We start from the raw sequence: 24833 nt of genomic DNA on the forward strand, positions 1-24833 counted from the left end.
TCCTGAAGTTTTTCTTAGTTGGTGAATTTGCCTTCATACGCCGGCGGTGTTTCATCGATGTGCAGCGTCAGGCGCAGCGGCAGCTTGTCCATCACCGGTGCCAGATGTTCCCTGGCAGCGGACAGCACAGTGTCGCCGATGGTCTTGACCAGATCCGCACTGCGGCCAGGCGTGATGCGCAGGTTCAGATAGAGGAAGATTCTTCCCTGCTCCCCATCCGCTACTGCGTATTGCGCAGCCGGATAGGCCAGCACGCGCGTGCCATACAGCGGAAATACCAGCGCGCCGGCCGCGTCTTTCAACGTGACCAGCGTGTGCGACAGCGCCTTGCACAAGGCGCCGATATCGGAATGCGCATCCAGGTTAGCGGTGTATTCGATCGTCAGATGCGGCATACAACTCCTTATTGATACTTGATGGTCCACTTGATGGTCAGCGGTTCCTTCATCGACAGCTTGCCGGTGCTACACGTGACCAGGGTTTTCATCGGTCCGTATGGGGCCTGGAAATCCTTGCTGCCATTGGTCGGCGCAGACTGGCATTGCTGAAGGCCGCTGACACTGTACTCCTTCACATCGCCCCGGGCGAAAGTGACGGTATTGCCCTGAATAGTAGCCTGATCCGAGAACGACGCGAATTCCAGTACGATCTTGTCGACTTCCTGCGTGCCCACCGGCGTGTAGACATCGGTACGGGTCATGACGCCGTGCTCCAGCGTGTAGGTGGTATTCAGCTTGATGCGCGCATCCTTCACCGGCCCGCGCTTGCCCAGCTTGTCCAGTTCATCCTGGCGATAGGTGATGGTGTGGCGCTGGCCGCTGCTGCTGGTCTTGATGTCCTTGATCCATGCGGCACCAATCAGTTGCGCGCCGTCGGCCATGGTGAACTTCGGCAGCAGCTGCGCGTGCGCGCCACCGCCATCAGCCACGCCGGAGACAATGCCCGGTGCGAAAGGCAGCGGATAGTAAGGGCTGTTGTCATGCTGGCTGGCGCCGCCGTTGATCATGTTCAGGCTGACCACATGCCTGCCGTCGCGGAAGATGGCCAGCGCGCGGTCGTAATCTCCTTGCGCGAAGGTGGTGACGCTGAACTGGGGCCGGTTCTTGTCCAGCCATGCCTGCAGGTCGGCCTTCGGCTGCGCATCCTTGAAACCGGCCTCGTTCCACGTCTCGTTGGTGGACAGCAGCTGATGCAACAGCGAGAAATTCTCGCCGAGGATACGGTGCTTGCCGCGATAGGTATCGGTGCGGCGGCCCTTGCCCCACATATCGATCGACTGCATGGACGGGTCGTACCAGAAGTCCATGTAGCGCGCCGCTACGCGTGACGAGAAGGCATACGCATACTGTTTCTCTTCCGGCGTCAGCACATTCAGATAAGCCGACACGGACAGGATCTCCACCAGCGCCGTCTCGCCATAAGGCCCGAGGCTGCGGCCGAAGCTGAAGCCATCGCCGGCGGTGTTGGCGACATTCAGCGCAATGTCGGCCGCCTTGCGCAGCAGCGTTTTCAGTTCTTCATCCGGTTGCAGGCCGGTTTCCAGGAAGCGCTCGCAGATCTCGGCGATCAGCAGGATGCTGTAACGGTCGAAGCGGCCCTCGCCATCCGTCTCGTCGGAGAAGCCGAACTTGCCGGAGTATTTTTTATAGTGGGACATCATCTTTTCCAGCAGTACCTTGCCGGCGCTGTCGTCTTCCCAGCCCATCATCATGCGTAGCCGCGCGATGCTGAAGGCGACGCCATAGTAATTGGTCGGCAGACTAATCAGATCCCACTGCGGCGTGATGAAGGTACGCCAGTCCAGCTGCTTGCGCAGCTTCTCCAGCGTGGCCGGGCTGACGGCGCGTTCCAGCAGGCCGGCCTGCTTCAGCTTCACCAGCGTGCCGATGTAGTAGTAGATGCCCCAGGTGTGGTTGTCCATGCCGACCGTCATGTCGGCGATGTCGCGGTAATTCTTCAGCTTCTGCGGCAGCGACGGATCGTCCTTGGCGGTGTTCAGCAGCACATGGCCGAGGCCCGCCGCCACTTTCCCCGGCAGGAATTTGTCGCCGCTCTTGAATGGCGAGGCGCCGTCCAGCACCATGGCCTCGCGCTCCGCCACCAGCTTCTTGAAGAAGAAGTCCAGTTGCTTGTATGCGTTGTCCTGCACGATGCGGTTCATCGGCGTGGTGGCCAGCGGTGGCACGTAGCTGGCGGGAGAGGTTTGGGCGATAACGGCGGAGGCGGGAGCGAAGGCCAGCAGCACGGCCAGGGCGGTGGAATTCAAGGATGTCATATGGTGTCTCAATTATTATGGAAAACGTTTTACAGATGGTATGTGATTTTTCTGAACAGGTAAAGCATTGCAGCATAGGTTTAGATTGACCGCTGCGGCAAAATGGTTATACTTGCGATTAAACGTTTAACTAAATATATAAAATCATGACCCCTACTTCGAACAACAAACCCTTCAAACGCATCCTGCTGACCGGCGCTGGTGGCGGCCTGGGAACCGTGCTGCGCGAACGCGCCAAGGCCTGGGCGGACATCGTCCGCCTGAACGACGTCAAGGATCTCGGCCCGGCGCAGGATGGCGAGGAAATCGTTATCGGCGATCTGGCCGACCGCGACAAGGTGATGCAGATGATGGAAGGCGTGGACGCCGTGCTGCACTTCGGCGGCATCTCGGTCGAAGACAAGTTCGAGCCGATCATGAACGCCAACATCCTCGGCCTGCATCATCTGTACGAAGCGGTGCAGAAGTGCGGCGTCAAGCGCGTGATCTATGCCAGCTCCAGCCACGTGGTGGGCTTCTACCCGACCACGCAATTGGTGGATGCGCAGATGCCGCTGCGTCCCGATGGTTTCTACGGCGTGTCGAAAGCCTTCGGTGAAGCGCTGTCGCGCTACTACTACGACCGCTTCGGCACCGAGACCGTCTGCCTGCGCATCGGCTCCTCCTTCCCCGAACCGAAGAACCCACGCATGATGGTCACCTACCTCGCCTACGACGACCTGGTGGAACTGATCCGCTGCTCGCTGTTCACGCCGCGCGTCGGCCACACCATCACCTTCGGCACCTCGGACAACGCCACCAAGTGGTGGGACAACAAGCATGCCTCGCACCTGGGCTATGTGCCGCAGCACAGCTCAAAGAACTTCGCCGGCCACTTCCCGGATAATGCGGAGTATCCCGCAGCGGGCGACGCGCCAACCATCTACCAGGGCGGCCCCTTCGTCACCGCAGGACCGATGTACAAATAAAAAACCCATAGAGGAGACACACCGCATGACATCATCGCATCTGCGCATTGCTGTATTGGCCGCCATGGCGGCCATGGCGGCCGTAGCTCAAGCAGTTCCCGCCTACGCTGCCGAAACGCCGGCGGTGCAGGCAGCCGCACCATCGGCCGCCATCAATCCGAAAGCCGTGCTGTCGGTAATGGAGCGCGTGGCCGACTGGCAGCTGGCCAATCCAAGCAAGCACCGTCCGGACGACTGGACACAGGCGGTCGGCTACAACGGCATCATGGCGCTGGCCGGCATTTCCGGCGACAGCAAATACCGCGACGCGATGATCGCCATGGGCGAGAAGAACAACTGGAAGCTGGGCCCCAACCACTACCACGCCGATGACCACATCGTCGGCCAGACCTACGCCGAGCTGTATCTGCAAACGCGCGATCCAAAAATGATCGCACCGATGCGCGCGCATTTCGACGACATCCTCGCCAATCGCCGCAGCGGCACGCTGGAGTTCACCGTCAAGGGCAACCAGGACCGCTGGTCGTGGTGCGATGCGCTGTACATGGCGCCGCCGGCCTGGCTGCGCCTGTGGTCCATTACCGGCGACCAGCGCTATCTCGATTTCGCCATCAGCGAATGGTGGGTGACGTCGGACTACCTGTACGACAAGGAAGAACACCTGTACTTCCGCGACTCCAACTACTTCGACAAGCGCGAAGCCAACGGCAAGAAGGTCTACTGGAGCCGTGGCAATGGCTGGGTGATGGGCGGCCTGGTGCGCGTGCTGCAATACCTGCCGGAGAACCATCCGGAGCGTCCACGCTTTGTGCAGCAGTACAAGGACATGGCGGTCAAGCTGCTGATGCTGCAGCAGGCGGACGGCCTGTGGCGCGCCAGCCTGCTCGATCCGGCCACCTATCCGATGAAAGAGTCCAGCGGCTCGGCGCTGTACACCTATGCGTTCGCCTGGGGCGTCAACCAGGGACTGCTGGATGCGAAAGCCTTCAAGCCCTCGGTGCAGAAGGCGTGGGCGGCACTGGTGGCCAACGTGCAGGCGGACGGCAAGCTGACGCACGTGCAGCCTATCGGCCTGGCGCCGAAAGTCTTCGACGACAATCTGACCGAAGTGTATGGCGTCGGCGGTTTCCTGTTGGCGGGCAGCGAGATGTATCGGATGGCGACGCTGGAGAAGGCCAGGCCGCAGGCGGTCAGCGTAAGCAATCCAACCGGCGGCGTGCGTAGTGACGAACTGGCGGAAGTCGCTGTCGGCAAAGGCATCAGCAAGCCGGTGGTGATGGATGCCGCCACGTCGGCCATCGTCAATTCACAGGCGATTGGCAAGAACATCCTGTTCCCGGTGAATCTGGCCGCCAATGAAACGCGCCGCTATCTGGTGCTGCCAGCCGCGCAGTTGGCTGCCGTGCCACCGGCGCAGGTGAAGACGCACGCGCGCTTTGTGCCGGAGCGCCTCGATGATTTCGCCTGGGAGAGCGACCGCACCGCGCATCGCGTCTACGGCCCGGCCATCATCAACGATCCCAAAGAACACCTGATCAGCAGCGGCGTCGATGTGTGGGTGAAGAAGGTACGCACGCCGGTCATCGACAAATGGTACAAGCGCGGCGAGTATCACCACGACGAAGGCGAAGGCCTGGACTACTACAGCGTGGGCCAGAGCCGTGGCTGCGGAGGCACCACCATCTACACCGATGGCAAACTGCATAACTCGTCCAACTTCAAGCGCTGGAAAGTGCTGGCCGACGGCCCGCTGCGCTCCGTGTTCGAGCTGACCTATGGCGACTGGGATGCGGGCAACGGCCGCAAGGTCTCGGAAGTGAAGCGCTTCTCGATTGACGCCGGCTCCAACCTGACCCGCGTTGAAACCAGGTTCGCCAGCAGCAGCAAGGCGCCGTTGACGGTCGGTGTCGGCATCGTCCAGCGCGACGGCGTCGGCCATTACACGGCCGATGGCACCGCTGGCTTCAACAGCTACTGGGAACCTGCGCATGGCGACGATGGCAGTACCGGTTGCGCCGTCATCCTGCCGGCCGGCGTCAGCGGCTTCGCAGTGACCGACCAGCAGCAACTGACGCTGGGCGCCGCGCAACCAGGCAAGCCCTTCGTCTACTACTTCGGCGCCGGCTGGAGCAAAGGCGATTTCGCCGACGCCAACGCCTGGGACGCCTACGTCCGCAGCTACACGGAAAAGCTGAAAGCACCGCTCAAGATCAGCAGCAAGTAACTTCGCCCCGCCGGCCACGCAGCACGCCGGCGGATTTTTTTTCACCCAAATGGAAACGTTACCACAATCTACTTTAATAATAACGGAGACTACAATATGCAACCGAAACAACCACAACTGCGGCGCGTCACAGTCGCAGTCGCACTCGCCCTGATCGGCGGCGCAGCAGCCGCGCAGGAAGCCGACAGCGGCAAACTCGAATCCGTCGTCGTCACCGCCAACAAGCGGGCGCAGAATCTGCAGGACGTGCCGGCCTCGATCACTGTGCTAAGCGACGCCGTCCTGCAACGCGCCAATGTGCGCGACCTGGAAGACGTGCCGGCACTATCGCCGGCGCTGACGCTGTCCTATGGCACGCAGCCGGGCAACTTCAGCATCAATATGCGCGGCATCGGCACCTTCTCGCTCGGCATCGGCGTCGAGGCCGACGTGGCGGTGATCGTCGACGACGTCCCGCTCGGCATGCAGGCCGGCGCCTTCAAGGACCTGGCCGATGTCGGCCGCATCGAAGTGCTGAAAGGCCCGCAAAGCACGCTGTTCGGCAAAAGCTCGATCGCCGGCGCCATCAACATCACCACCAAGCCGCTGGGCGGCCCGTGGAAAACCAACGCCACCACCTATGTGACCAACGACGATGAATGGCGCGTCGGCGTCAGCACCGGCGGCGCCGTGTCGGACACGCTGCGCCTGCGCATCGCCGCCAGCAAGACCAGCTTCGACGGCACGCTGAACAACCTCACCACCGGCAAGAAGCTCAATGGCAGCAAGGGCGACAACATCAGCGGCAAGCTGGAATGGCAGCCGCTCGACCAATTGACGTTGACGCTGACGCCACACTACAACCGCACCGAAAAATTCTGCTGCTCGACCGCGTTCACCTCGATGTCGCCGGGCGCGCTGTACCGCAACGCGCCGCAGCTGCCGCCGTCGGTGGTCCTGGCCGGCATCAACATCAACCCGGACAACCGCGATGTGCGCAACGACTATCCGACCGGCGGCAAATTCCACGATGCCGGCACCGGCGTCAAGCTGGACTGGGCGTTCGACGACAACGGCCCGCTGGCCGGTCATACGCTGAGCTCCATCTCGTCGTACAGCAAATACCATATGGACGACTACCAGGACACCGACAACACCGACGTCGACATCCTGCCCTACCTGCTGCTGCCGAACGGCCAGCCGACCAATATGCATGGCGGCCTGTATCAATACGGCTTCTTCGACGTCAAATCGACCACGCAGGAATTTCGCCTGACCTCACCGGACAAGGGCGCGCTGCGCTACGTGGCCGGCCTGTGGTACGGCAAGAACGACCTGACGCGCGAGCTGACCAAAGTACCGCTGATCCAGTCCTACGGCACCTCCTACGGCGCCGACGCCTGGAACACCAGCAAAGCCATCTACGGCCAGGGCACGTGGGACTTCCGCGCCGACACCAGCCTGATTCTCGGCGCCCGCTACAACGACGAGGACACCGGCTACAACTTCCGCCGCTACACGGTGCCGCCGCAAGCGTTTGCCCAGACCGAGTTCTACACCAAGTCCGACAACGACAAGAGCCGTACCTACAAGCTGGGCCTGGAGCACCGCCAGAACAAGGACACCATGTTCTACGCCATGGCGTCGACTGGCCACAAGGGCAAGGCATACGACCTGACCTCCGGCTTCACTGCCGCCACCGCCGCGCTGCCTGCGGTGGCGCCGGAAACCGCCAGGAGCTATGAGCTGGGCTGGAAGCAAAGCCTGTGGGATAACCGCGCGATGTTCAGCGTCGCCCTGTTCCGCACGAATTTCAAACACTTCCAGCAGTCGTCCAGCTTCTTCGACGATGACGGCACTTTCCGCACCGGCTTGAACAGCATTGGCGGCCTGCGCACGCAGGGCCTGGAGGTGGAAGGCAATGTCCGCGTCACCCGCACGCTGCAACTGAACGCCAGCCTGGCCTACACCGAAGCGACGATCCAGTCATTTGAGAACGGGCCATGCTACAACGTCATCAACGCCGCCGGCACGGCGGGCGTGCCGGGTCCCGGCTGCGCGCAAAATCCGAAGTACAACAACACCTTCGTGCAGAACCTGGCCGGCAAGACACTGCCGAACGCGCCCAAGGTCAAGCTCAACCTGGGTGGGCAATATGATTTGATGCTGCCGTCGCAAAGCTTCAACGGCTTCATCGCCGGATCGACGCGCTACCAGAGCCGCACGCAGTTCTCGCTGAACCAGGACCCGGGCACCATCCAGGGCGCCTACAGCATCACCAACCTGAGTTTCGGCGTCAAGGACAAGCAGGACCGCTACAAGCTGACCTTCCTGGTCAACAACCTGTTCGACAAGCGCTACGCGACAGGCCTGAACAACGCTATCGCCAACGGCACCTGGAGCCCGAAAGCGCCGAACACGCCGGTCGCGGTCAACACCACCGAATGGATGCCGCCGCGCGACTTCCAGCGCTACTACGGCGCCCGCCTCGACGTGACTTTCTAAACTGACATCTCCCGCGACGCTGTTGTTGGTCGCACTTCCACCCCCGCAGCGCTGCTGCGGGGGCTTTTTTTCGTTTGTCAGACAAAAACGGGTATTACGGTTGAGTCATAATCAGAAAACAACATGCTGAACATGTTAAGCTTCGACGGTTTGCTCCTTCTTTTCACCCGTAAATACTTAATTTCATGGATATTGTTCTCGCGCTGAAAGCCCTCATCATGGGCCTGGTTGAAGGTTTCACGGAATTCCTGCCGATCTCCTCCACCGGCCATCTGATCCTCACCGAGCACCTTTTAGGCTTCCAGGGCATGGAAGAAAAAATTAATGTATTTGAAATTGTGATCCAGGCCGGCGCCATCTTTGCCGTCTGCTGGGAATACCGCGCCCGCATCGCCAAAGTCACCACCGGGCTGACCACCGACCGCAAGCAGCAACGCTTTGCGCTGAATATCGCCATCGCCTTCATGCCGCTGGCCATCCTCGGCCTGGCGCTGGGCAACCTGCTGAAGGAGCATCTGTTCAAGCCGGTGCCGGTGGCGCTGGCGCTGATTATCGGCGGCATCGTCATCCTGATCGTCGAGCGCCACGTGGCGGCCAACCCGGTCTCCGTGCGCATTCATTCGGTCGACGACATGACGCCGCTGGATGCCTTAAAAATGGGCATCGCCCAGGCCTTCGCGCTGATACCTGGCACCAGCCGCTCCGGTTCCACCATCATCGGCGGCATGATGTTCGGCTTTTCGCGCCAGGCGGCGACCGAGTTCTCCTTCCTGCTGGGGATTCCAACGCTGCTGATCGCCTCCGCCTACTCGCTGTTCAAGGCGCGCGACCTGCTGGAAGTGTCCGACCTGCCAATGTTCACCATCGGCACCGTGTCGGCGTTTATTTCGGCTTTCTTCTGCGTTCGTTGGCTGCTGCGCTATGTCGCCTCCCATACTTTCACGATTTTTGCCTGGTATCGCATCGCTTTTGGCCTGCTGGTGCTCATCACAGGTTACACTGGCGTGATCGTCTGGAAGGACTAACCTCTAAAGTAGTTGCAGTAGCACCATGATTCATCAGGATAATAACGAACGCGCCCTCCATCTGTTGCAAACCGTGTTTGGCTACCCAGCCTTCCGCGGGCATCAGGGGGAGATTGTCAGCCACGTGGCCGGCGGCGGCGATGCCCTGGTCCTGATGCCCACCGGCGGCGGCAAGTCGCTGTGCTACCAGATTCCGGCCCTGCTGCGCGATGGTGTCGGCGTGGTCGTCTCGCCGCTGATCGCGCTGATGCAGGACCAGGTCGACGCGCTGGAAGAAGTCGGCGTGCGCGCCGCCTTCCTCAACTCCACCCAGACTTACGAAGAGGCCAGCCGTATCGAGCGCCTGGTGCGCACCGGCGAAATCGATCTGGTCTACGTGGCGCCCGAGCGCCTGATGACGGACCGCTGCCTGAACCTGTTCCAGTCATCGAATATTTCGCTGTTCGCCATCGACGAGGCGCACTGCGTATCGCAATGGGGCCATGATTTCCGCCCCGAGTACATCAAGCTGTCGATCCTGCACGAGCAGTTCCCGAATGTGCCGCGCATCGCCCTGACCGCGACCGCCGATCCGCAGACGCGCGCCGAAATCGTCCACCGCCTGCAACTGGAGGACGCGGCGCAATTCGTCTCGTCCTTCGACCGTCCCAACATCCGCTACCAGATCGTCGAGAAAGCCAATGGCCGCAAGCAGCTACTGGACTTCATCACCACCGAGCATAGCGGCGACTGCGGCATCGTCTACTGCCTGTCGCGCAAGAAGGTCGAGGAAACCGCCGACTTCCTCAACGAGAACGGCGTGCGCGCGATGGCGTATCACGCTGGCATGGAGCATTCGGTGCGCGCCGCCAACCAGGCGAAGTTCCTGCGCGAAGAGAACATCGTCATGTGCGCTACCATCGCCTTCGGCATGGGCATCGACAAGCCGGACGTGCGCTTCGTCTGCCACCTGGATCTGCCGAAGAGTATCGAGGGCTACTACCAGGAAACCGGCCGCGCCGGCCGGGACGGCGAGTCGGCCAGCGCCTGGATGGCCTACGGCCTGCAGGACGTGGTGCTGCAACGCCGGATGATCGACGAATCCGAAGCCGACGAAACCTTCAAGCGTGTCTTGGGCAACAAGCTCGATGCGATGCTTGGCCTGTGCGAAACCCTGAGCTGCCGGCGCGTGCGCCTGCTGGACTACTTCGGCGAACCGTCCGGCCCTTGCGGGAATTGCGATACCTGTCTGATCCCGCCGGTGTCCTTCGACGGCACGGTGCCGGTGCAGAAACTGCTGTCGACGGTGTACCGCGTCGACCAGCGCTTTGCCGCCGGCCATGTGATCGACGTGCTGCGCGGCCAGGAGACGGAGCGCATCAAAACCTGGCATCACGATTCGCTGTCGGTGTTCGGCATCGGCGCCGACCGCAGCGAACAGGAATGGCGCGCCATCCTGCGCCAGGTGATTGCGCTCGGCCTGCTGACCGTCGACCACGAACAATTCAGCTCCCTGAAACTGACCGACGCCGCGCGCCCGGTGCTGAAAGGCGGACAGAAGGTGCAACTGCGCCAGTACCAGAAGCCGGTCAAGGCGGCCAAGCCTAGCCGCGCCGCCAAAGGCTATGTGGAAAGCGACCTGTCGGTGCACGAGCAGAAGATCTTCGACCGTCTGCGCTCCTGGCGCATGGGCACGGCGCGCGAACACAACGTCGCCGCCTACATCATCTTCAACGACGCCACGCTGCGCGAAATCGCCAAGGCCCGCCCGACCGCACTGGACGAACTGCGCGGCATTTCGGGCGTGGGCGAGAAAAAACTCGCCTCGTATGGCGACGAAATCGTCGATCTGATCAACGAGATGGAATAACGCTAAGCCGTCACCACGGCGCGGTAGCGGCTAGGTGACGCGCTGGTAGCGTCGCGAAAGCGGTGGCTGAAGTGGCTCAGGTCTGCGTAGCCGCAGGCATCGGCGATCTGCTGCAATGGCTGGCCGCTGGACTTCAGCAGCGTGCGCGCGCGGTCGATGCGACGCGCAGCGATCCAGGCGGAGGGCGTCATCCCAAACGATGTCTTGAACATCCGCACCAGGTGGTACTCCGACAGGCATGCCAGTTCGGCCAGCATGCCCACTGTGATGCTCTGCGCCAGATGCGCTTCGATGTAATCCGCCAGCCGGCGGCGCACTACCGGCGCCAGCCCACCACGCACGCGCTGCTGATGCTGCGGCACTGACTGTGCCAGCAGCAGATGGCTCAGCGTTTCGTGCGTAATTTCGTTGGCGCGCAACTGTGCATCGGCGCCTTCCCACGACATTGACGCCAGCGTTGCGCACAACTGGGCGATGCGCTCATGTTCAAAATAGGTGCGATCGGCCAGTGTCAGTTCGCGCGGTTCGCGGTCCAGTTCCACCACCGCGCGCCGCGTAAAGTGTTCGGGCAGGAAGTACAGGTGCATGAAGTGCATCTGTCCGCGCACCGTCCATGACGATTCATGCCAGTCCGGCAAAGTGCACAGCCGCTTCGGTGCGCCGTACAGGCCCGGCAATTCCCAGCGCTCGGTGCGGTGGCCGCCGTCCAGATAAAACGACAGCGTGTGATGCCCCGGCTGGTTGTAACTGGTTTCCGCCACCGGCGTATCGCGCCGCCAGACCGCCAACGCCAGTTCGTCTCCCAGCCATGCAAAACGCTCCAGTTGTGCTTCGGTCTCCGACATGGTTTTGAAGACAGAATGCGACAGCCGGCCGTCCGGCAGCGCGGACAGCAGCGTGGCAGGCAGGTTGTTGGCACGGGAAGTCATGCGATAAAGTCTAGCACGGCCTTTGCCACGCTGCCTGCCACACGGCCAGGCCACGCGGCATATGCGCAATTTCAGACAAGTCGCCGCACCGCGCAATCGTCAAGCTGGCGGCATGAATACTTTACTCTACGCTCTCACTGTGCTGATCTGGGGCACCACCTGGATCGCCATTTCCTTCCAGCTCGGCGAAGTGCCGGCGCCGGTGTCGATCGCCTACCGTTTCTGGATCGCCGCCGCCGTGCTGATGGCTTTTCTGCTGATCGCCCGCAAGCCTTGGTGGCCGCCGCGCCAGGCTTGGCCCTGGCTGTTCGCGCAGGGGATCGCGCTGTTCTGCCTGAATTTCCTGTGCTTCTACTACGCCAGCCAGTGGATCACCAGCGGCCTGGAAGCGGTGGTGTTTTCCACCGCACCACTGTGGAACGCCATCAATGGCCGCATCTTCCTCGGCCGGCCGATCAAGCCGCAGGTGATGCTGGGCGCCCTGCTCGGCCTGGGCGGCATCGTGCTGCTGTTCGCGCCGCAAATGGCTGGCCACTGGCAGGACAGCCATACACTGCTTGGCCTCGCGCTGACGCTCGGCGGCACGCTGTGCTTCTCGTGCGGGAACCTGCTGTCCAGCCGCATGCAGTCGATGGGGCTGGGCCTGACGCCGTGGCTGACCAACACGTGGGCGATGCTGATCGGCGCCACCACGCTCGGTATGGGCGCGCTGGCACTGGGCATGCCGTTCACACTCGATCCGTCGCCGCGCTACCTCGGCGCGCTGCTGTATCTTGCCATTCCCGGTTCGGTGATCGGCTTTACCGCCTACCTGTTGCTGGTGGGCCGCATCGGGCCGGACCGCGCAGCCTATTCCACGGTATTATTCCCCATCGTAGCGCTGACTATTTCGACCATTTACGAAGGCTACCATTGGACACCGCTGGCCCTGTGCGGGCTGGCGCTGGTACTGCTGGGGAATCTGCTGGCGTTTCTGCCGCCGTCCCTGCGTGCAAAGCTGATGGGAGCCACATAGGAGATTGCATGATCCGCACCGGCCTGTTTGCCGCACTTGCCCTGAGCCTCAACGCCTACGCCGCGCCCACGCCGGCCGACACCATCTACCGCAACGGCTACATCTACACGGTGGATGCAAAGGACAGCGTGCAGCAAGCACTGGCGGTGCGCGGCGGCCGCATTGTCTACGTCGGCGATAACGATGGCGCCAAGGCGTATGCCGGCAAGAAGACCGAGACCATCGACCTGCACGGCCGCATGCTGATGCCCGGCCTGATCGACGGCCATATGCATCCGCAATCCGGCGGCAGCCGCCTGCTGAATTGCAGCCTGAATTACGAGCCGCTGACGGTGGCGCAGTTCCAGTCGCGCATCCAGGCCTGCCTGGATAACGACAAGAAATCCGGCCCGGAGCGCTGGATGATTGTGGTGAACTGGTTCCAGCAAGGGATGCAGCCGGATGGTGTGGAAACCACCGCCGTCATGCTGGATGCGTTGAAGACCGAACGCCCGATCATCGTGCGCTCGTCCTTCGGCCACTCGGCGCTACTGAATTCCAAAGGCATCAGGACAGCGAAGATAGAACGCGACACGCCGAATCCTCCAGGTGGCATCATCACCCGCGACGCCAAGGGCAACGCCACCGGCCTGCTGGAAGACGCCGCGCAGGATCTGGCCATGAATCTGCTGCCGCCGCTGACGGTGGCCGAGAACCTGTCCGCCTCCAAGGCAGCATTGGCGGCGATGCGCCAGCAAGGCATCACCACCTTCCTCGACGCCTACACCGATCCGGAAACAATGACCGCCTTCGCCGATCTGCAAAAACAGGGCAAGCTGACCGCGCGTGCACACTTCGCGGTGCTGATCGACCTGGATAAAGGCGGTACGCCACAAAGCACGGTGACGGAACTGCTCAAGCAGCAAAAGCAGTTCGACCAGGGGCCGACCAAGGTAGCGCCATCAATGCAGGTGCGCCACGCCAAACTATTCATGGACGGCGTGATCGCCGCGCCGGCCTTCACCGGCGCCATGCTGGAGCCCTATCTGGTCAACCAGGGCACGCCGGACAAGCCTAGTTGGCAGCCTGGCCCGCATAACGGTCCGCCGACCTACTTCACGGCGGAATCGCTGCGTGCCACGCTGAGCGAACTGGCGCGGGCGAAAATCGATCCGCACGTCCACGTCGACGGCGACCGCGCCGTGCGCGAAACCTTGGACGCCATCGAAGATCTGCGTGCGACGCCGGAAGGCAAGCGCGTGCGCCCGGCACTGGCGCATGATGAAATCGTCGACCCTGCCGATTATCCACGCTTTGCCAAACTGGATGTGACGCCAGTGCTGTCCTTCCAGTGGGGGAAACCGGCGCCGGACACGGTGGAGGCGCTGAAGGATTATCTCGGCCCGCAACGCTACGCGGTGGTGCAGCCGCAGGCGCTGCTACTCAACGCCGGCGCGCGCGTCGCCTATGGCAGCGACTGGCCGGTCGATCCGCTGGATGAATGGTTCGCCTTGAAAGTCGGCGTGACCCGCACTGCCGCGCCCAACGCCGGCCAAGCTTACGCCGGCAAGCTGACCGCGCAGCCAGGCATGCCACGCGCCGACGTGCTGCGCGCGATCACGCTGAACGCCGCCTACACGCTGCGCCAAGAAAAGGACACCGGCTCGCTGGAGGTGGGCAAGCTGGCCGACATGATCATCCTCGATCGCAATTTCTTCACCATTCCGGCCGAGGACATCGCCAACATCAAGGTCTTGCAAACGGTGGTGGGCGGCAAAATCGTCTATCAGTCCAAGGACATGCGTTAAGATGTCGGCCTTTGTTTAAACACAGCACGCCATGCAGCTTCTTATCTCCCTGCTGATTATTGCCGCCACGGCGGCGGTGGTCTACGCGATCATCAAGACCAATCCGAACAAGCCGAAGCCGTTGCCGCTGCCGACCGGCGTGCCGTATGAGCCGAAACTGCCGGATAGCGCGCCGGCGCTGCACTGGTCGGACGACGGGCACTTCATGGTGGAGGTGATGAACGAGTCGCGCTACCAGGCCACGCTGCGCGAACTGGCCGGCGATCATGGCGACAGCGCCGCCGCTACTCCCCATGTGGCGACGTTGATGCCGGACGATCACAACGCCTACGAGAATGAAGCGGTGGCGGTGTTCATCGAAGGCCGCCTGGTGGGCTACCTGTCGCAGAAGGCATCGATCAAATTCCGCGAGCTGCTGCGCAAGCAGGAAGCTGCCGGCCATTTGAGTACCGTCGACGCGCAAGTGCGCGGCGGCGCGCTGTGGCAGGACAAGCGCCTGCAATACATCGTGGTGCTGGACCTGGAGCGGCTGGAGAAATGACGGAGCGCCGCGCCCGCCGCAGCGCCGCATGGGCAGCATTGGCCGCATGGGCAACGGCAGTGCTGTCGGCCGCGCCGATGCTGGCCCTGGCCGCCGGGCCGCCGTTGCTCATCCACTACAACGAACGGCCGCCGCAGCACTACACCAGGCACGGCGTCGCGCAAGGCCCCGCCATCGATAAGGTCAGCGGCGCGCTGGTGGCCGCCGGCATAGCCTACGAACTTCGCAGCACGCCGGCCAAACAGCAATTGGTGATCTTGAAGGCAAACAGCCAGCCGGCCTGCATGCTGGCCTGGGTCGGCCTGCCGGGACGCGAGCGCAGCGGCAAACTCTCGGCGCCGGTCTACGACGAGCGGCGCCTGTGGTGCACGCTATCGGTGCCGGATGAGACGATGCAGCGCCTGAACGCGGCGCTGATCAAATGATTACTTCTTGGTGAAGACCAGATCCCACACGCCGTGGCCCAGCTTCAGGCCGCGGTTTTCAAACTTGGTCAGCGGACGATAGGCCGGCTGCGGCGCATAGCCGTCAGCGGTGTTCTGCAAGCCCTCTTCCGCGCTCAATACTTCCAGCATCTGCACCGCGTAATCTTCCCAGTCGGTGGCCAGATGGAGATAGCCGCCTACTTCCAGCTTCTGCACCAGTTGCTTGACGAATGGCGACTGGATCAAACGGCGCTTGTTGTGGCGCGCCTTGTGCCATGGGTCCGGGAAGTAGATATGCACGCCGTGCAGCGAACCGTCCGGTATCATGAAGTTCAACACTTCCACCGCGTCGTGCTGGATGGCTTTCAGGTTGGTCAGGTTCTGCTCACCGATCAGCTTCAACAGGCTGCCGACGCCTGGCGTATGCACTTCCACGCCGATGAAGTCCTTCTCCGGCATCACGCCAGCGATGTGCGCCGTGGTGCCGCCCATGCCGAAGCCGATCTCCAGCACCACCGGCGCCTTGCGGCCGAACGTCTTCTCATAATCCAGCGGCGCTTTCTCGTACTGGATCAGGAACTTCGGGCCCAGCTCTTCCAGCGAGCGCGCCTGCGCGGTCGACAGGCGGCCGGCACGGGTGACGAAGCTGCGGATGCGGTGCTCGGTCGGGTCATACAGCATGCCCCGCGCTGGGGCGTCTTTAGGCGTATCGGAAGACATGGTCGGAATGGTCGTTAAATTTTATTGAGGCGGCATTATATCAGGCTTGCCGATGCCATTTTTCAAATCGATTGACACTCACAGGTAGTTGAGGTCTAATCATCACCCGAGGCGTGAAATCGTTTTCAAACGTCGCTATGTCCTCCCATCCTACTCTGACAAAACCTAAAAAATGACCGATTTCACGCAATTCCCCCCAACTTTTACCTGGGGTGTCGCCACCAGCGCGTTCCAGATTGAAGGCGCCTGGAACGTCGACGGCAAAGGCCCGTCGATCTGGGACACCTTCACCCACACGCCAGGCAAGATCATCGACAGCACCACCGGCGACGTCGCCTGCGACCACTACCACCGCTACCCGGAAGACGTGGCCATCATGGCCGGCCTGGGCGTGGACGCCTACCGCTTCTCGATGGCCTGGTCGCGCGTGCAGCCACAGGGCAAGGGCGCGTGGAACGAGGCCGGCTGGGACTTCTACGACCGCCTGCTGAAAGAACTCGCCAGCAAGAACATCGACGCCCACATCACGCTGTACCACTGGGATTTGCCGCAGGGTCTGCAGGACGAAGGCGGCTGGCTGAATCGCGACACCGCCTACCACTTCGCCGAGTACGCCGCCGAAGTCGCGCGCCGTTTCGGCAATCGCGTGAAAACGATTGCAACGCACAACGAGCCATGGTGCACGGCCAACCTCGGTTACGGCAATGCGCAGTTCGCGCCAGGCGTCGCCGACCTCAAGCAGTCGGTACAGGTATCGCACCACCTGGTGCTGTCGCACGGCCTGGCGATGAGCGCCATGCGCAAGGTCGGCAGCAAGGCCCAGCTTGGCATCGTGCTGAACCAGTGGACCGCCGATCCAGCCACTGACAGCGCCGCCGACAAGGCCGCCGCCGAATTCGAATATGCGCGTTCGGTCGAGTGGTTTATGGACCCTATCTTCAAAGGCAAATATCCGGAACTGGCGCTCCAGGTCTACGGCGACAACGGCCCGGTGGTGCAGGATGGCGACCTCGCCACCGCGCATCAGAAGATCGACTTCCTCGGCGTGAACTACTACTTCCGCGCGTTCTGCTCGACCGAAACGCCGCCGCGCCAGCCGGAGTGCAAACTGGGCAAGACCGACATGGGCTGGGAAATCTACCCGGACGGCCTGACCGAGCTGCTGCTCAAGCTGAACGCGGCCTACGCGCTGCCACCGATCTACATCACAGAAAACGGTATGGCCAATCCGGACAGCATCGTCAACGGCGAGATCCCGGACACGGCGCGCATCGATTTCGTCCAGCGTCACCTGAAGGCGCTCAACGATGCCCGCCTGCAAGGCGTCAACATCCAGGGCTATTTCCTGTGGAGCCTGCTGGACAACTTCGAATGGAACTCCGGCTACGCCAAGCGCTTCGGCATCGTCCACGTCGACTACGCCACGCAGAAGCGCACGCTGAAGCACAGCGCGCTGTGGTATCGCGATTACCTGATCCAACAGCGTCCGCAGAAAACCGCGAACGCCGCCTGAGCAACGCAACAGTAGTACCGCCGCCGGCCCTCGGGCCGGCGGCTCCCGTTTAAACCGGCCGCAGAGCTGGTGCTACACTCCACCGAGAACAACGAGGATGACACTATGAGCGCACACACCACTGTGCAGCAAACGCAAGACCAGCAAGCAGCGCAGGCACAGGCACAGCCGCCATCGCTATTGCGCGCCATGTTCGCGCGCAACACGCCGATGCTGTGGGTGCCAAGCGGCTACTTCGCCATGGCGCTGACCTACATGATGCTGACCAGCGTGACCTCCATCATGTTCAAGAACCTCGGCATGGACAACGGCCAGGCGGCGCAATACGCCAGCTATCTGATCCTGGCCTACACCATCAAGCCGCTGTTCGCGCCCTTCGTGGAAATGTACCGCACCAAGAAATTCTTTGTGCTGTGCGCGCAGCTGATCGTCGGTGTCGGCTTTGCCGGCGTGGCGCTGGCGATGTCGCTGCCCGACTACATGGTCATCATGGTGTTCCTGTTCGGCGTGCTGTCGCTGGTGGGCGCCACGCAGGACATCGCCTCGGACGGCGTCTACGTCACCGCGCTGGACAGCAAGACGCAGTCGCTGTTCTGCGGCATCCAGAGCCTGAGCTGGAACATCGGTCCCATCGTCGCCTCGGGCGGCATGGTGTACCTGAGCGGCTGGCTGCACACCCACTATTTCAAGCACCAGGCCGGCGTGTTCGGTCCGGAATGGATCGACTCGTGGCGCATCATCTTCTTCATCGTGGCCGGCATCACCATCCTCACCGCGCTGTGGCATATGCGCGTGATGCCGGAGGGCGCCAAGGCCGAGAACGCGCCAACCTCGGTGGCCGAGGCCGCCTTCATCCTCAAGGATTCCTTCGTCACATTTTTCCAGAAGCGCGATGTCTGGCTGATGGTGGCGTTTGCCTTCGTCTTCCGCCTGAGCATCGGCCTGCTGGAAAAGATCGGCCCGTTCTTCATGGTCGATCCGGTCGCGCAAGGCGGCCTGGGCCTGTCGAATGAAATGCTGGGACTGATCTACGGCACCTACGGCCTGATCGCTGTACTGCTCGGCTCGCTACTGGGCGGCATCTTCGTCGCCCGCCGTGGGCTGCAAAAGACGCTGTTCACGCTGTGCTGCGCGGTCAACATCCCGAACATCACCTTCCTGCTGATGAGTGTCTACCAGCCGGACAACCTGATCGTGATTTGCGCCGGCGTGGCTGTAGAGAAATTCTTCTTTGGCTTTGGCTCGGTGGGCTTCATGATCTACCTGATGCAGCAACTAGCGCCAGGCAAGTACACCACCACCCACTACGCGTTCGGCACCGGGCTGATGGGCTTGTGCATGATGGTGACCGGCGTAGTCAGCGGCCACCTGCAACAGATGATGGGCTATGTGCACTACTTCTGGCTGGTAATGGCGGCCACCATCCCATCCTTCCTGGTCACCTGGTTCGCCCCCTTCCACCACAAAGACTAAATTCGGGGTCAGTTCTAAATTCGGGGTCAGTTCTGCCAAACGTACACGAGCTCGTGTCCGTTTGGCAGAACTGACCCCGGTTTTTAATCGACGGCCAGAGCGCGCAGGTCTTCGGAGCGAATCTTGCGCTCGGGTGAGAGTACGCGGGCGATCACTTGCGGATTCAGTCCCATGTTTTGCAGCAGTTCGACCGCGCCGGGCGTGCCGATGTCGCGCTGCACTTGCAACGCTTGCCGAACAATAAAATCAAAGGAATGCCAGCCAGCAGTGTCCGACGTTTGCGGCCGGGACTGGCGCCTGTCGTGATCCGGGATCATGGTGATCTCCTCATCTTTGCGTCCGCATAGGGTAACGCAAGATGAGGCCGGATGCGCGCCCGATTTGCTTATTCTTTCGCCGGGTCGTACGACAGTTGCAGCTTGTGCCCGTCCGGTGCGATCGAGGTATCAAAAGGATAGCTGGCCAGGTTCTGCTGATCCAGCATGCCCAGCTTGACCAGCACTGTGTGCGGCTGCTCCTTGGCCCGTCCTTCAAGCAAATTGACTGCGGCGTTAATCGCCACCCGCGCCTGACTGACACCCTTGGTATCGGCGGCTGCGGCGATTTCCTTGCTGCGAATCAAGTGCATAATCTCGCTGGTGAGGTCGTAGGCCACCACCCGCACCTGCTCCGCTAGCCCGGCGGATTTCAGCGGCCCCAGCGCTGCCGGCGCGCAGCCGGTGCAGTCCAGCAGATAGTCCAGTCGCCTGCCATGCCGCGCCAGGATGCGGCCCGCCAGTTGCGCCTGCAAGCCGCGCTCGCTGTCGCCGTAGCGGATGTCGAGGATGTTGACTTCGATCGGCGCTTCCTGCGCAGCGATGCGCGTGCCGTCCACCTCGCCCTTGACCCAGCCCGCGCCCATCGGCCCCGGCAGCAGAGCGATGTTGATCGACTTCAGGCCGCGCTGCTGCGCGTCGCGGATCACCCAGCGCGTCGCCTCCAGGCCCATGCCGCGCAGCGAGGTGGTGACTTTCAAATGCAGATCATCGCTGCGGCTGTCGTTGGCCAGTTCCAGCACCGTGATGCCGGCCGCGCGCGCCTTGGCGATAGAGGCATTATTGGCCGTCATGCTGATGGGCGACACGACGATCGCATCGTACTTTGCGGCAATCGCTTCATTCATCTTGCGCAACTGGCCTTGCAGGTCATCATAGCCGGCGGACGGCAAGATATCGGCCGCCACGCCCAACCGCCGCGCTTCGCTGATGACGCCATACGCCACACCGCTCCAATATGGGTCCTTGGTATGCGGGAACAGGAAGGCGATGCGCCAGCGCTTGCTCGCGTGCATGGCCGGACCGTATTGCCCGGTCACCACGCGGCCGCTGGCCAGTGCATCGTCAGCCGTGCCGTTGGCTTGCAGCGGCCGGAAGATGGCACTGACCGGGATCGGCGCGAACTTTGCCGGCGGCTGCTGCGCCATCGCCGGCGTCAGGCACAGCAACAGCGCCGCAAACGGCGACAGGCGAGGCAAGCGCGGTCGCCTCATCGGAGCTTCTCCACGCAGGGCGCCGCGCCACGCGCGGCAGTATCGCTCAGCGGCACCAGCACACCATTGCGCGCACCCAGCCGCGCCAGCTCGCCGGAACGCACCATCTCGGTGAACAGCGTGTTGTAGCGTTCACGCACGGCGGAGAAACGCGGATCGCGCGGGAAAGCCAGGTAGCCGTCCAGTTGCGTAATGTCGGGGCACAGCACCGTCACCGCCGCCCCCAGTTGCAGACTGTCGACCATGCCGGCGATATTGCGCTCATTGGTAGCCAGCAGCTCGACCCGGCCGCGCGCCAGCATCTGCAAGCCGTTCTCCAGTTGCGGCACCTCGTTGATGTCGAACAGCGGGCGCGCCTGATCGAACTGCAAGCCATAGTGCCAGCCACGCATGGTGGCGATGCGTCTATCCTTCAGCGCCGCCAGGTCGCCACGCCACAACACATTGCCGTCGCGACGGCCGTAGAACACCACCCGGTCGCGGTAAAACGCCTGGTCGGTAAAGGAAAGATTTTTCAGCCGCTCCGGCGATTTGTACGGCCCGACCAGGATGTCGGCCTGGGCGCGCTCCACCATCGCCATCGCACGCGGCCACGGATACAGTTTGAAACTCACCGTGTCGCCGGCGCGCGCTGCCAGCAGGCGCAACACGTCGACGCCCAGGCCCTGCCAGCTGCCATCGTCGCGCTGCTCGTAGATTTGGTGAAAGCTGGCACCCACCGCCAACCGCTCCACCGCATGGGCCAGCAACGGCGTGCCCGCGCCGAATGCCATTGCCAGCAATAGAAAGATGGTCTTGTGCATAGTGCTTCGATACTAACATGGGCTACGGCAAGTTCTGATGCAGGAATGCCACGCTGGCCTCAACCGTTGTTTGCAGCCACGGATCAAACAGCCAGAACGAATGCGGTGTACCCGGCAGCACCAGCTTGTCACTGGCGACGCCGGCTTCGGCCATCTTCGCCATCATCTCTTCTCGTCCGGCGGAGAAGCGCGGCTGGCCGCTACCGATGAACAATATCGGCGGCATGCCGGGACGCACATAGCGGATTGGCGATGCCTCGCGCCACAGCGCCGTCTGCTCGGCGTAGCGGCCACCGAACCAGGCGCCGGCCGAGGACGGATTCTTGGCCGGATCATCTTCATGCTTGAGCGCCAGCGCGGAAGTGAAGTCGGACAGGCCGTCGATATTGATGATGGCCTTGACGCCGTCGCCAGTGACGCCAGCCAGGCTGGCGATCTGGCCACCGGCCGAGCCGCCGGCCAGCGCTATCCGTTGCGGATCGAGGCCATATTCGCCGGCATGCTCGCGCACCCAGCGTACGGCCGCCTGCACGTCCTGCACCGCCGCCGGGTAGCGCGCCTCGCCGGACAGCCGGTAGCTGACCGTCACCGCCGCATAGCCGTGCTGCGCCAGCCGCAGCGCCATCGGTACGAATTCCGAGCGGAAGCCCGCCTTCCAGCCACCGCCGTGGACAAACACCACCACTGGCAGCCGGCTGCCCTGCGGCCGGTACAGGTCCAGCTTCAGGCAGCGCGTGCCGTAATGCGCATACACCAGGTCCGCCGTCTTGCTGACGCCGAATGGCAACGCATCGCTGGCGATGCGGATGGCAGGATAGTCGCGCACCAGCTTGGTGTAAGTGTGGGCAGCGTCGTAAGTATTGGCGGGATCGGGCGGCGGCTCCACACACGGCGGCGTGGCCACCAGCGCGGCGGCAAGAACAGCACTCAGAACAGGCATGGATACCTCGGCAGCAAATCGCTACGAGTATGGCATAAAAAAGCCCCTCGGCCGGTGAAGGCGCGAGGGGCTGTAAAACCACAGACAACACTGGACTACATGAAAAACTCGTTCTGAAATCGTTTTCTAGATTTCTGAAATCGATTTCATAATACCAGTCCAGGTTGGAATGTCAAATTAAAAATTGTAGCTTTTTTAACCTGCCTTGGCGGCGCCGAGCCGGGCGCTGGTGGCGATCAACAGCATGAAGCAACCCAGGCCGCCGAACGCGAGGCTGAGACTGGAAGCATGGGCGACAAAACCGATCATCGCCGGCCCGGCCAGGATGCCGGTATAGCCCAGCGTGGTAACGGCAGCGATCGCCAGGCTGGCCGGCATGGCGCGCTGATTGCCGGCGGCGGTGAACAGGATGGGCACGACGTTCGACGCACCCAGCCCGATCAGCACGAAGCCCAGCAGCGCCAGCGGCACCGAGGGCGCCAGCACCGACAGGAAGAAGCCGGCCGCGCCGCACAGGCCGCCCAACAGCAGCACGCGCTTGCCACCCAGCTTGCCGACCACGCGGTCGCCGGTCAGCCGGCCCAGTGTCATGGCGATGGCGAAAGCGGCGTAGCCGAGGCCGGCACGGCTGGCGTCCAGTCCCTGATCGGTGGTCAGCAGCACCGCGCTCCAGTCAAGAATCGCACCTTCCGCCAGGAAACACAGGAAGCACAGCACGCCGATGAAGATTACCGCGCCATGCGGCACCACGAACAGCGGCGTATCGCGGTCGGCGACGTCGGTATGGCGCAACAAATACGGGCTGGCGACCAGCAGCGCCAGCGCCACCAGCACCGAAATGGCGGCGGCGGAAGCAGTCGGCGTCGTGCCCAGCCACAGCATCAGCGCCATCAGCCCGGCACCGATGAAACCGCCCAGGCTGAACAGGCCGTGGAAGCCTGACATCAGCGCCCCGCCACTGTCGCGCTCGACGATCACCGCCTGCACATTCATCGCCACATCCATCGTGCCCATGGCCGCGCCCACCAGCAGCAACGTGGCGCCCAGCAGCAGTGAGGTCGGCGCCCACGCCAGACCGGGCAGCACCAGGCAGATCAGCGCGCCGGACAACAGCACCACCAGCCGGCAGCCATAGCGCGCGGTCAGCATGCCGGTGAACGGCATTGCCACCAGCGAGCCGCCGCCCAGGCACAACAGCAGCAGCCCAAGCTCGGCCTCGCTCAGTCCCAGCCGCGCCTTGGCAAACGGCACCAGCGGCGCCCAGGCCGCCATCGCCAGTCCGGAAGCCAGAAAGGTGAGACGCGTGGATAAGCGTTGCTGCGGTCCGACGATATTCATGCACTGGCCCTGAATGTGGAAGGGCCACAGTATAGACGCATTATGTTGGTGCACTAACATACCAGCCACGCACGACGCTGCATGATGTGAGCACCAACAATAAGGAGCGATTATGCAAACTCAACCTCTCACCGCCGGCGTGGTTGCCGGCGACGGCCATACCTCCGGCGTCTCGTGGGGCGCCATCCTGGCCGGCGCCGCTGCTGCTGCCGCACTGTCCTTCATCCTGCTGATACTCGGCATGGGCCTGGGGCTGTCGTCAGTCTCGCCCTACCAGTACAACAGCGCGCCAGTGGGCGTCGCCAGCATTGTCTGGATCGCCTTCATGCAGCTGGCCGCATCCGGCATCGGCGGCTATATGGCCGGCCGCCTGCGCGTCAAGTGGGTCAGCATCCACACCGACGAAGTCTACTTCCGCGACACCGCGCACGGCCTGCTGGCCTGGGCAGTGGCAACGCTGGTGACGGTAGCCGTGCTGGCCGGCGGCGCACGCGCTGCGCTCAGTGGCGCCATCGATACCGGCGCTGCAGTAGCCACCGCCGCTGCCCCAGCTGCTGCAGCCGGCGCCGGAGCGGCGGCAGGCAGTGGCCGCGCCAACGCCTACTTCGCCGACATGGTGCTGCGCTCGCCGGATGGCGAAGCGGCGACCGAGGCGCAACGCGCGGAAATCAACCGCATCCTGCTGGCCGACCTGGCCGCCGGCAAGATCAGCGGCGAAGACCGCCTGTATCTGGCGCAGGTGATCGCCAAGCGCACCAGCCTGTCGCAGGCGGAAGCCGAACAGCGCGTCGACCTGATCTACGCCCAGGCCACGCAGGCGGCCAATGAAGCCAAGGCCAAAGCCATGGCTGCAGCGGACGAAGCACGCAAGGCCGCAGCACATTCGGCGCTGTGGATGTTCGTCGCCCTGCTGCTTGGCGCCTTCATCGCCGCCATCAGCGCCATCGCCGGTGGCCGCAACCGCGACCACGCCCGCGTCATCATTTAACCAAGGAG

21 protein-coding genes are annotated in these 24833 nt (G+C 62.7%); 12 read left to right on the plus strand and 9 right to left on the minus strand.

Annotated features, from left to right (window positions below):
* Positions 1-14: 14 nt before the first annotated feature.
* Both BLS51_RS11510 and BLS51_RS11515 read right to left on the minus strand, forming a co-directional pair.
* Positions 15-395, minus strand: coding sequence for a 5-carboxymethyl-2-hydroxymuconate Delta-isomerase (locus tag BLS51_RS11510; RefSeq protein WP_090182585.1), 381 nt, complete (start codon positions 393-395; stop codon positions 15-17).
* 8 nt (positions 396-403) lie between these two features.
* On the minus strand, positions 404-2275 hold the full coding sequence (locus BLS51_RS11515) for a hypothetical protein (RefSeq protein WP_175472554.1): 1872 nt from the start codon (positions 2273-2275) through the stop codon (positions 404-406).
* A 146-nt stretch (positions 2276-2421) separates the two neighbouring features.
* On the opposite strand from BLS51_RS11515, the gene BLS51_RS11520 reads away from it, so the two are divergent.
* From BLS51_RS11520 to recQ, 5 genes are all read left to right on the plus strand, one after another.
* On the plus strand, positions 2422-3243 hold the full coding sequence (locus tag BLS51_RS11520; protein WP_090182583.1) for an NAD-dependent epimerase/dehydratase family protein: 822 nt from the start codon (positions 2422-2424) through the stop codon (positions 3241-3243).
* 25 nt (positions 3244-3268) lie between these two features.
* Positions 3269-5467, plus strand: a complete 2199-nt coding sequence (locus BLS51_RS11525) for a glycoside hydrolase family 88 protein (protein WP_175472555.1) — start codon at positions 3269-3271, stop codon at positions 5465-5467.
* 96 nt (positions 5468-5563) lie between these two features.
* Positions 5564-7951, plus strand: a complete 2388-nt coding sequence (locus tag BLS51_RS11530) for a TonB-dependent receptor (protein WP_090182577.1) — start codon at positions 5564-5566, stop codon at positions 7949-7951.
* Positions 7952-8136: 185 nt separating this feature from the next.
* Positions 8137-8976, plus strand: a complete 840-nt coding sequence (locus tag BLS51_RS11535) for an undecaprenyl-diphosphate phosphatase (RefSeq protein WP_090182575.1) — start codon at positions 8137-8139, stop codon at positions 8974-8976.
* Positions 8977-9001: 25 nt separating this feature from the next.
* Positions 9002-10825, plus strand: coding sequence for a DNA helicase RecQ (gene recQ / locus BLS51_RS11540; protein ID WP_090182573.1), 1824 nt, complete (start codon positions 9002-9004; stop codon positions 10823-10825).
* Positions 10826-10827: 2 nt separating this feature from the next.
* Here recQ and BLS51_RS11545 read toward each other — a convergent pair whose 3' ends face one another.
* Positions 10828-11754 (minus strand): helix-turn-helix domain-containing protein, encoded by a 927-nt coding sequence (locus BLS51_RS11545; protein WP_090182571.1) that lies wholly within the window; start codon positions 11752-11754, stop codon positions 10828-10830.
* Positions 11755-11866: 112 nt separating this feature from the next.
* On the opposite strand from BLS51_RS11545, the gene BLS51_RS11550 reads away from it, so the two are divergent.
* From BLS51_RS11550 to BLS51_RS11565, 4 genes are read left to right on the plus strand one after another with little or no spacing between them, the layout of a single operon-like run.
* Positions 11867-12769, plus strand: coding sequence for a DMT family transporter (locus BLS51_RS11550; RefSeq protein WP_090183470.1), 903 nt, complete (start codon positions 11867-11869; stop codon positions 12767-12769).
* An 8-nt stretch (positions 12770-12777) separates the two neighbouring features.
* Complete coding sequence (locus BLS51_RS11555; RefSeq protein ID WP_090182569.1) at positions 12778-14556, plus strand: amidohydrolase; 1779 nt, start codon at positions 12778-12780, stop codon at positions 14554-14556.
* A gap of 31 nt (positions 14557-14587) precedes the next feature.
* Positions 14588-15097 carry a hypothetical protein gene (locus tag BLS51_RS11560; RefSeq protein ID WP_090182566.1) on the plus strand — a complete coding sequence of 170 codons (510 nt, stop codon included), beginning with the start codon at positions 14588-14590 and terminating at the stop codon, positions 15095-15097.
* Positions 15094-15522: a hypothetical protein gene (locus tag BLS51_RS11565; RefSeq protein WP_090182563.1), complete on the plus strand. Its 429-nt coding sequence runs from the start codon at positions 15094-15096 to the stop codon at positions 15520-15522. The genes BLS51_RS11560 and BLS51_RS11565 overlap by 4 nt, the downstream gene beginning before the upstream one ends.
* On the opposite strand, the gene trmB is transcribed toward BLS51_RS11565, so the two are convergent.
* Entirely contained in the window at positions 15523-16203 is a 681-nt protein-coding gene (trmB, locus tag BLS51_RS11570; RefSeq protein ID WP_090182562.1) for a tRNA (guanosine(46)-N7)-methyltransferase TrmB, read from the minus strand. It lies immediately after the preceding gene.
* 211 nt (positions 16204-16414) lie between these two features.
* Here trmB and BLS51_RS11575 point away from each other — a divergent pair, with 211 nt between their 5' ends.
* Both BLS51_RS11575 and BLS51_RS11580 read left to right on the plus strand, forming a co-directional pair.
* A complete protein-coding gene (locus BLS51_RS11575; RefSeq protein ID WP_090182560.1) occupies positions 16415-17755 on the plus strand; it encodes a GH1 family beta-glucosidase in 1341 nt (446 codons plus the stop codon).
* A gap of 189 nt (positions 17756-17944) precedes the next feature.
* Positions 17945-19228, plus strand: coding sequence for an MFS transporter (locus tag BLS51_RS11580; RefSeq protein WP_090183468.1), 1284 nt, complete (start codon positions 17945-17947; stop codon positions 19226-19228).
* Positions 19229-19311: 83 nt separating this feature from the next.
* On the opposite strand, the gene BLS51_RS11585 is transcribed toward BLS51_RS11580, so the two are convergent.
* The 5 genes from BLS51_RS11585 to BLS51_RS11605 all read right to left on the minus strand — a co-directional run bounded on the left by BLS51_RS11585 (position 19312) and on the right by BLS51_RS11605 (position 23837).
* Positions 19312-19545: a hypothetical protein gene (locus BLS51_RS11585; protein WP_090182558.1), complete on the minus strand. Its 234-nt coding sequence runs from the start codon at positions 19543-19545 to the stop codon at positions 19312-19314.
* Between the two features lie 68 nt (positions 19546-19613).
* Positions 19614-20756 (minus strand): TMAO reductase system periplasmic protein TorT, encoded by a 1143-nt coding sequence (gene torT / locus BLS51_RS11590; protein WP_090182556.1) that lies wholly within the window; start codon positions 20754-20756, stop codon positions 19614-19616.
* Positions 20753-21559, minus strand: a complete 807-nt coding sequence (locus BLS51_RS11595) for a substrate-binding periplasmic protein (RefSeq protein ID WP_090182553.1) — start codon at positions 21557-21559, stop codon at positions 20753-20755. Before BLS51_RS11595 ends, torT begins: the two co-directional genes overlap by 4 nt.
* A 22-nt stretch (positions 21560-21581) precedes the next feature.
* Positions 21582-22499 carry an alpha/beta hydrolase gene (locus BLS51_RS11600; protein WP_090182551.1) on the minus strand — a complete coding sequence of 306 codons (918 nt, stop codon included), beginning with the start codon at positions 22497-22499 and terminating at the stop codon, positions 21582-21584.
* Positions 22500-22694: 195 nt separating this feature from the next.
* Complete coding sequence (locus tag BLS51_RS11605) at positions 22695-23837, minus strand: MFS transporter (RefSeq protein ID WP_090182548.1); 1143 nt, start codon at positions 23835-23837, stop codon at positions 22695-22697.
* Positions 23838-23949: 112 nt separating this feature from the next.
* Here BLS51_RS11605 and BLS51_RS29700 point away from each other — a divergent pair, with 112 nt between their 5' ends.
* On the plus strand, positions 23950-24825 hold the full coding sequence (locus BLS51_RS29700) for a hypothetical protein (RefSeq protein WP_090182545.1): 876 nt from the start codon (positions 23950-23952) through the stop codon (positions 24823-24825).
* Positions 24826-24833: the final 8 nt, after the last annotated feature.

This window comes from Duganella sp. OV510, assembly GCF_900100205.1.
Classification (GTDB): Bacteria; Pseudomonadota; Gammaproteobacteria; order Burkholderiales; family Burkholderiaceae_D; genus Rugamonas.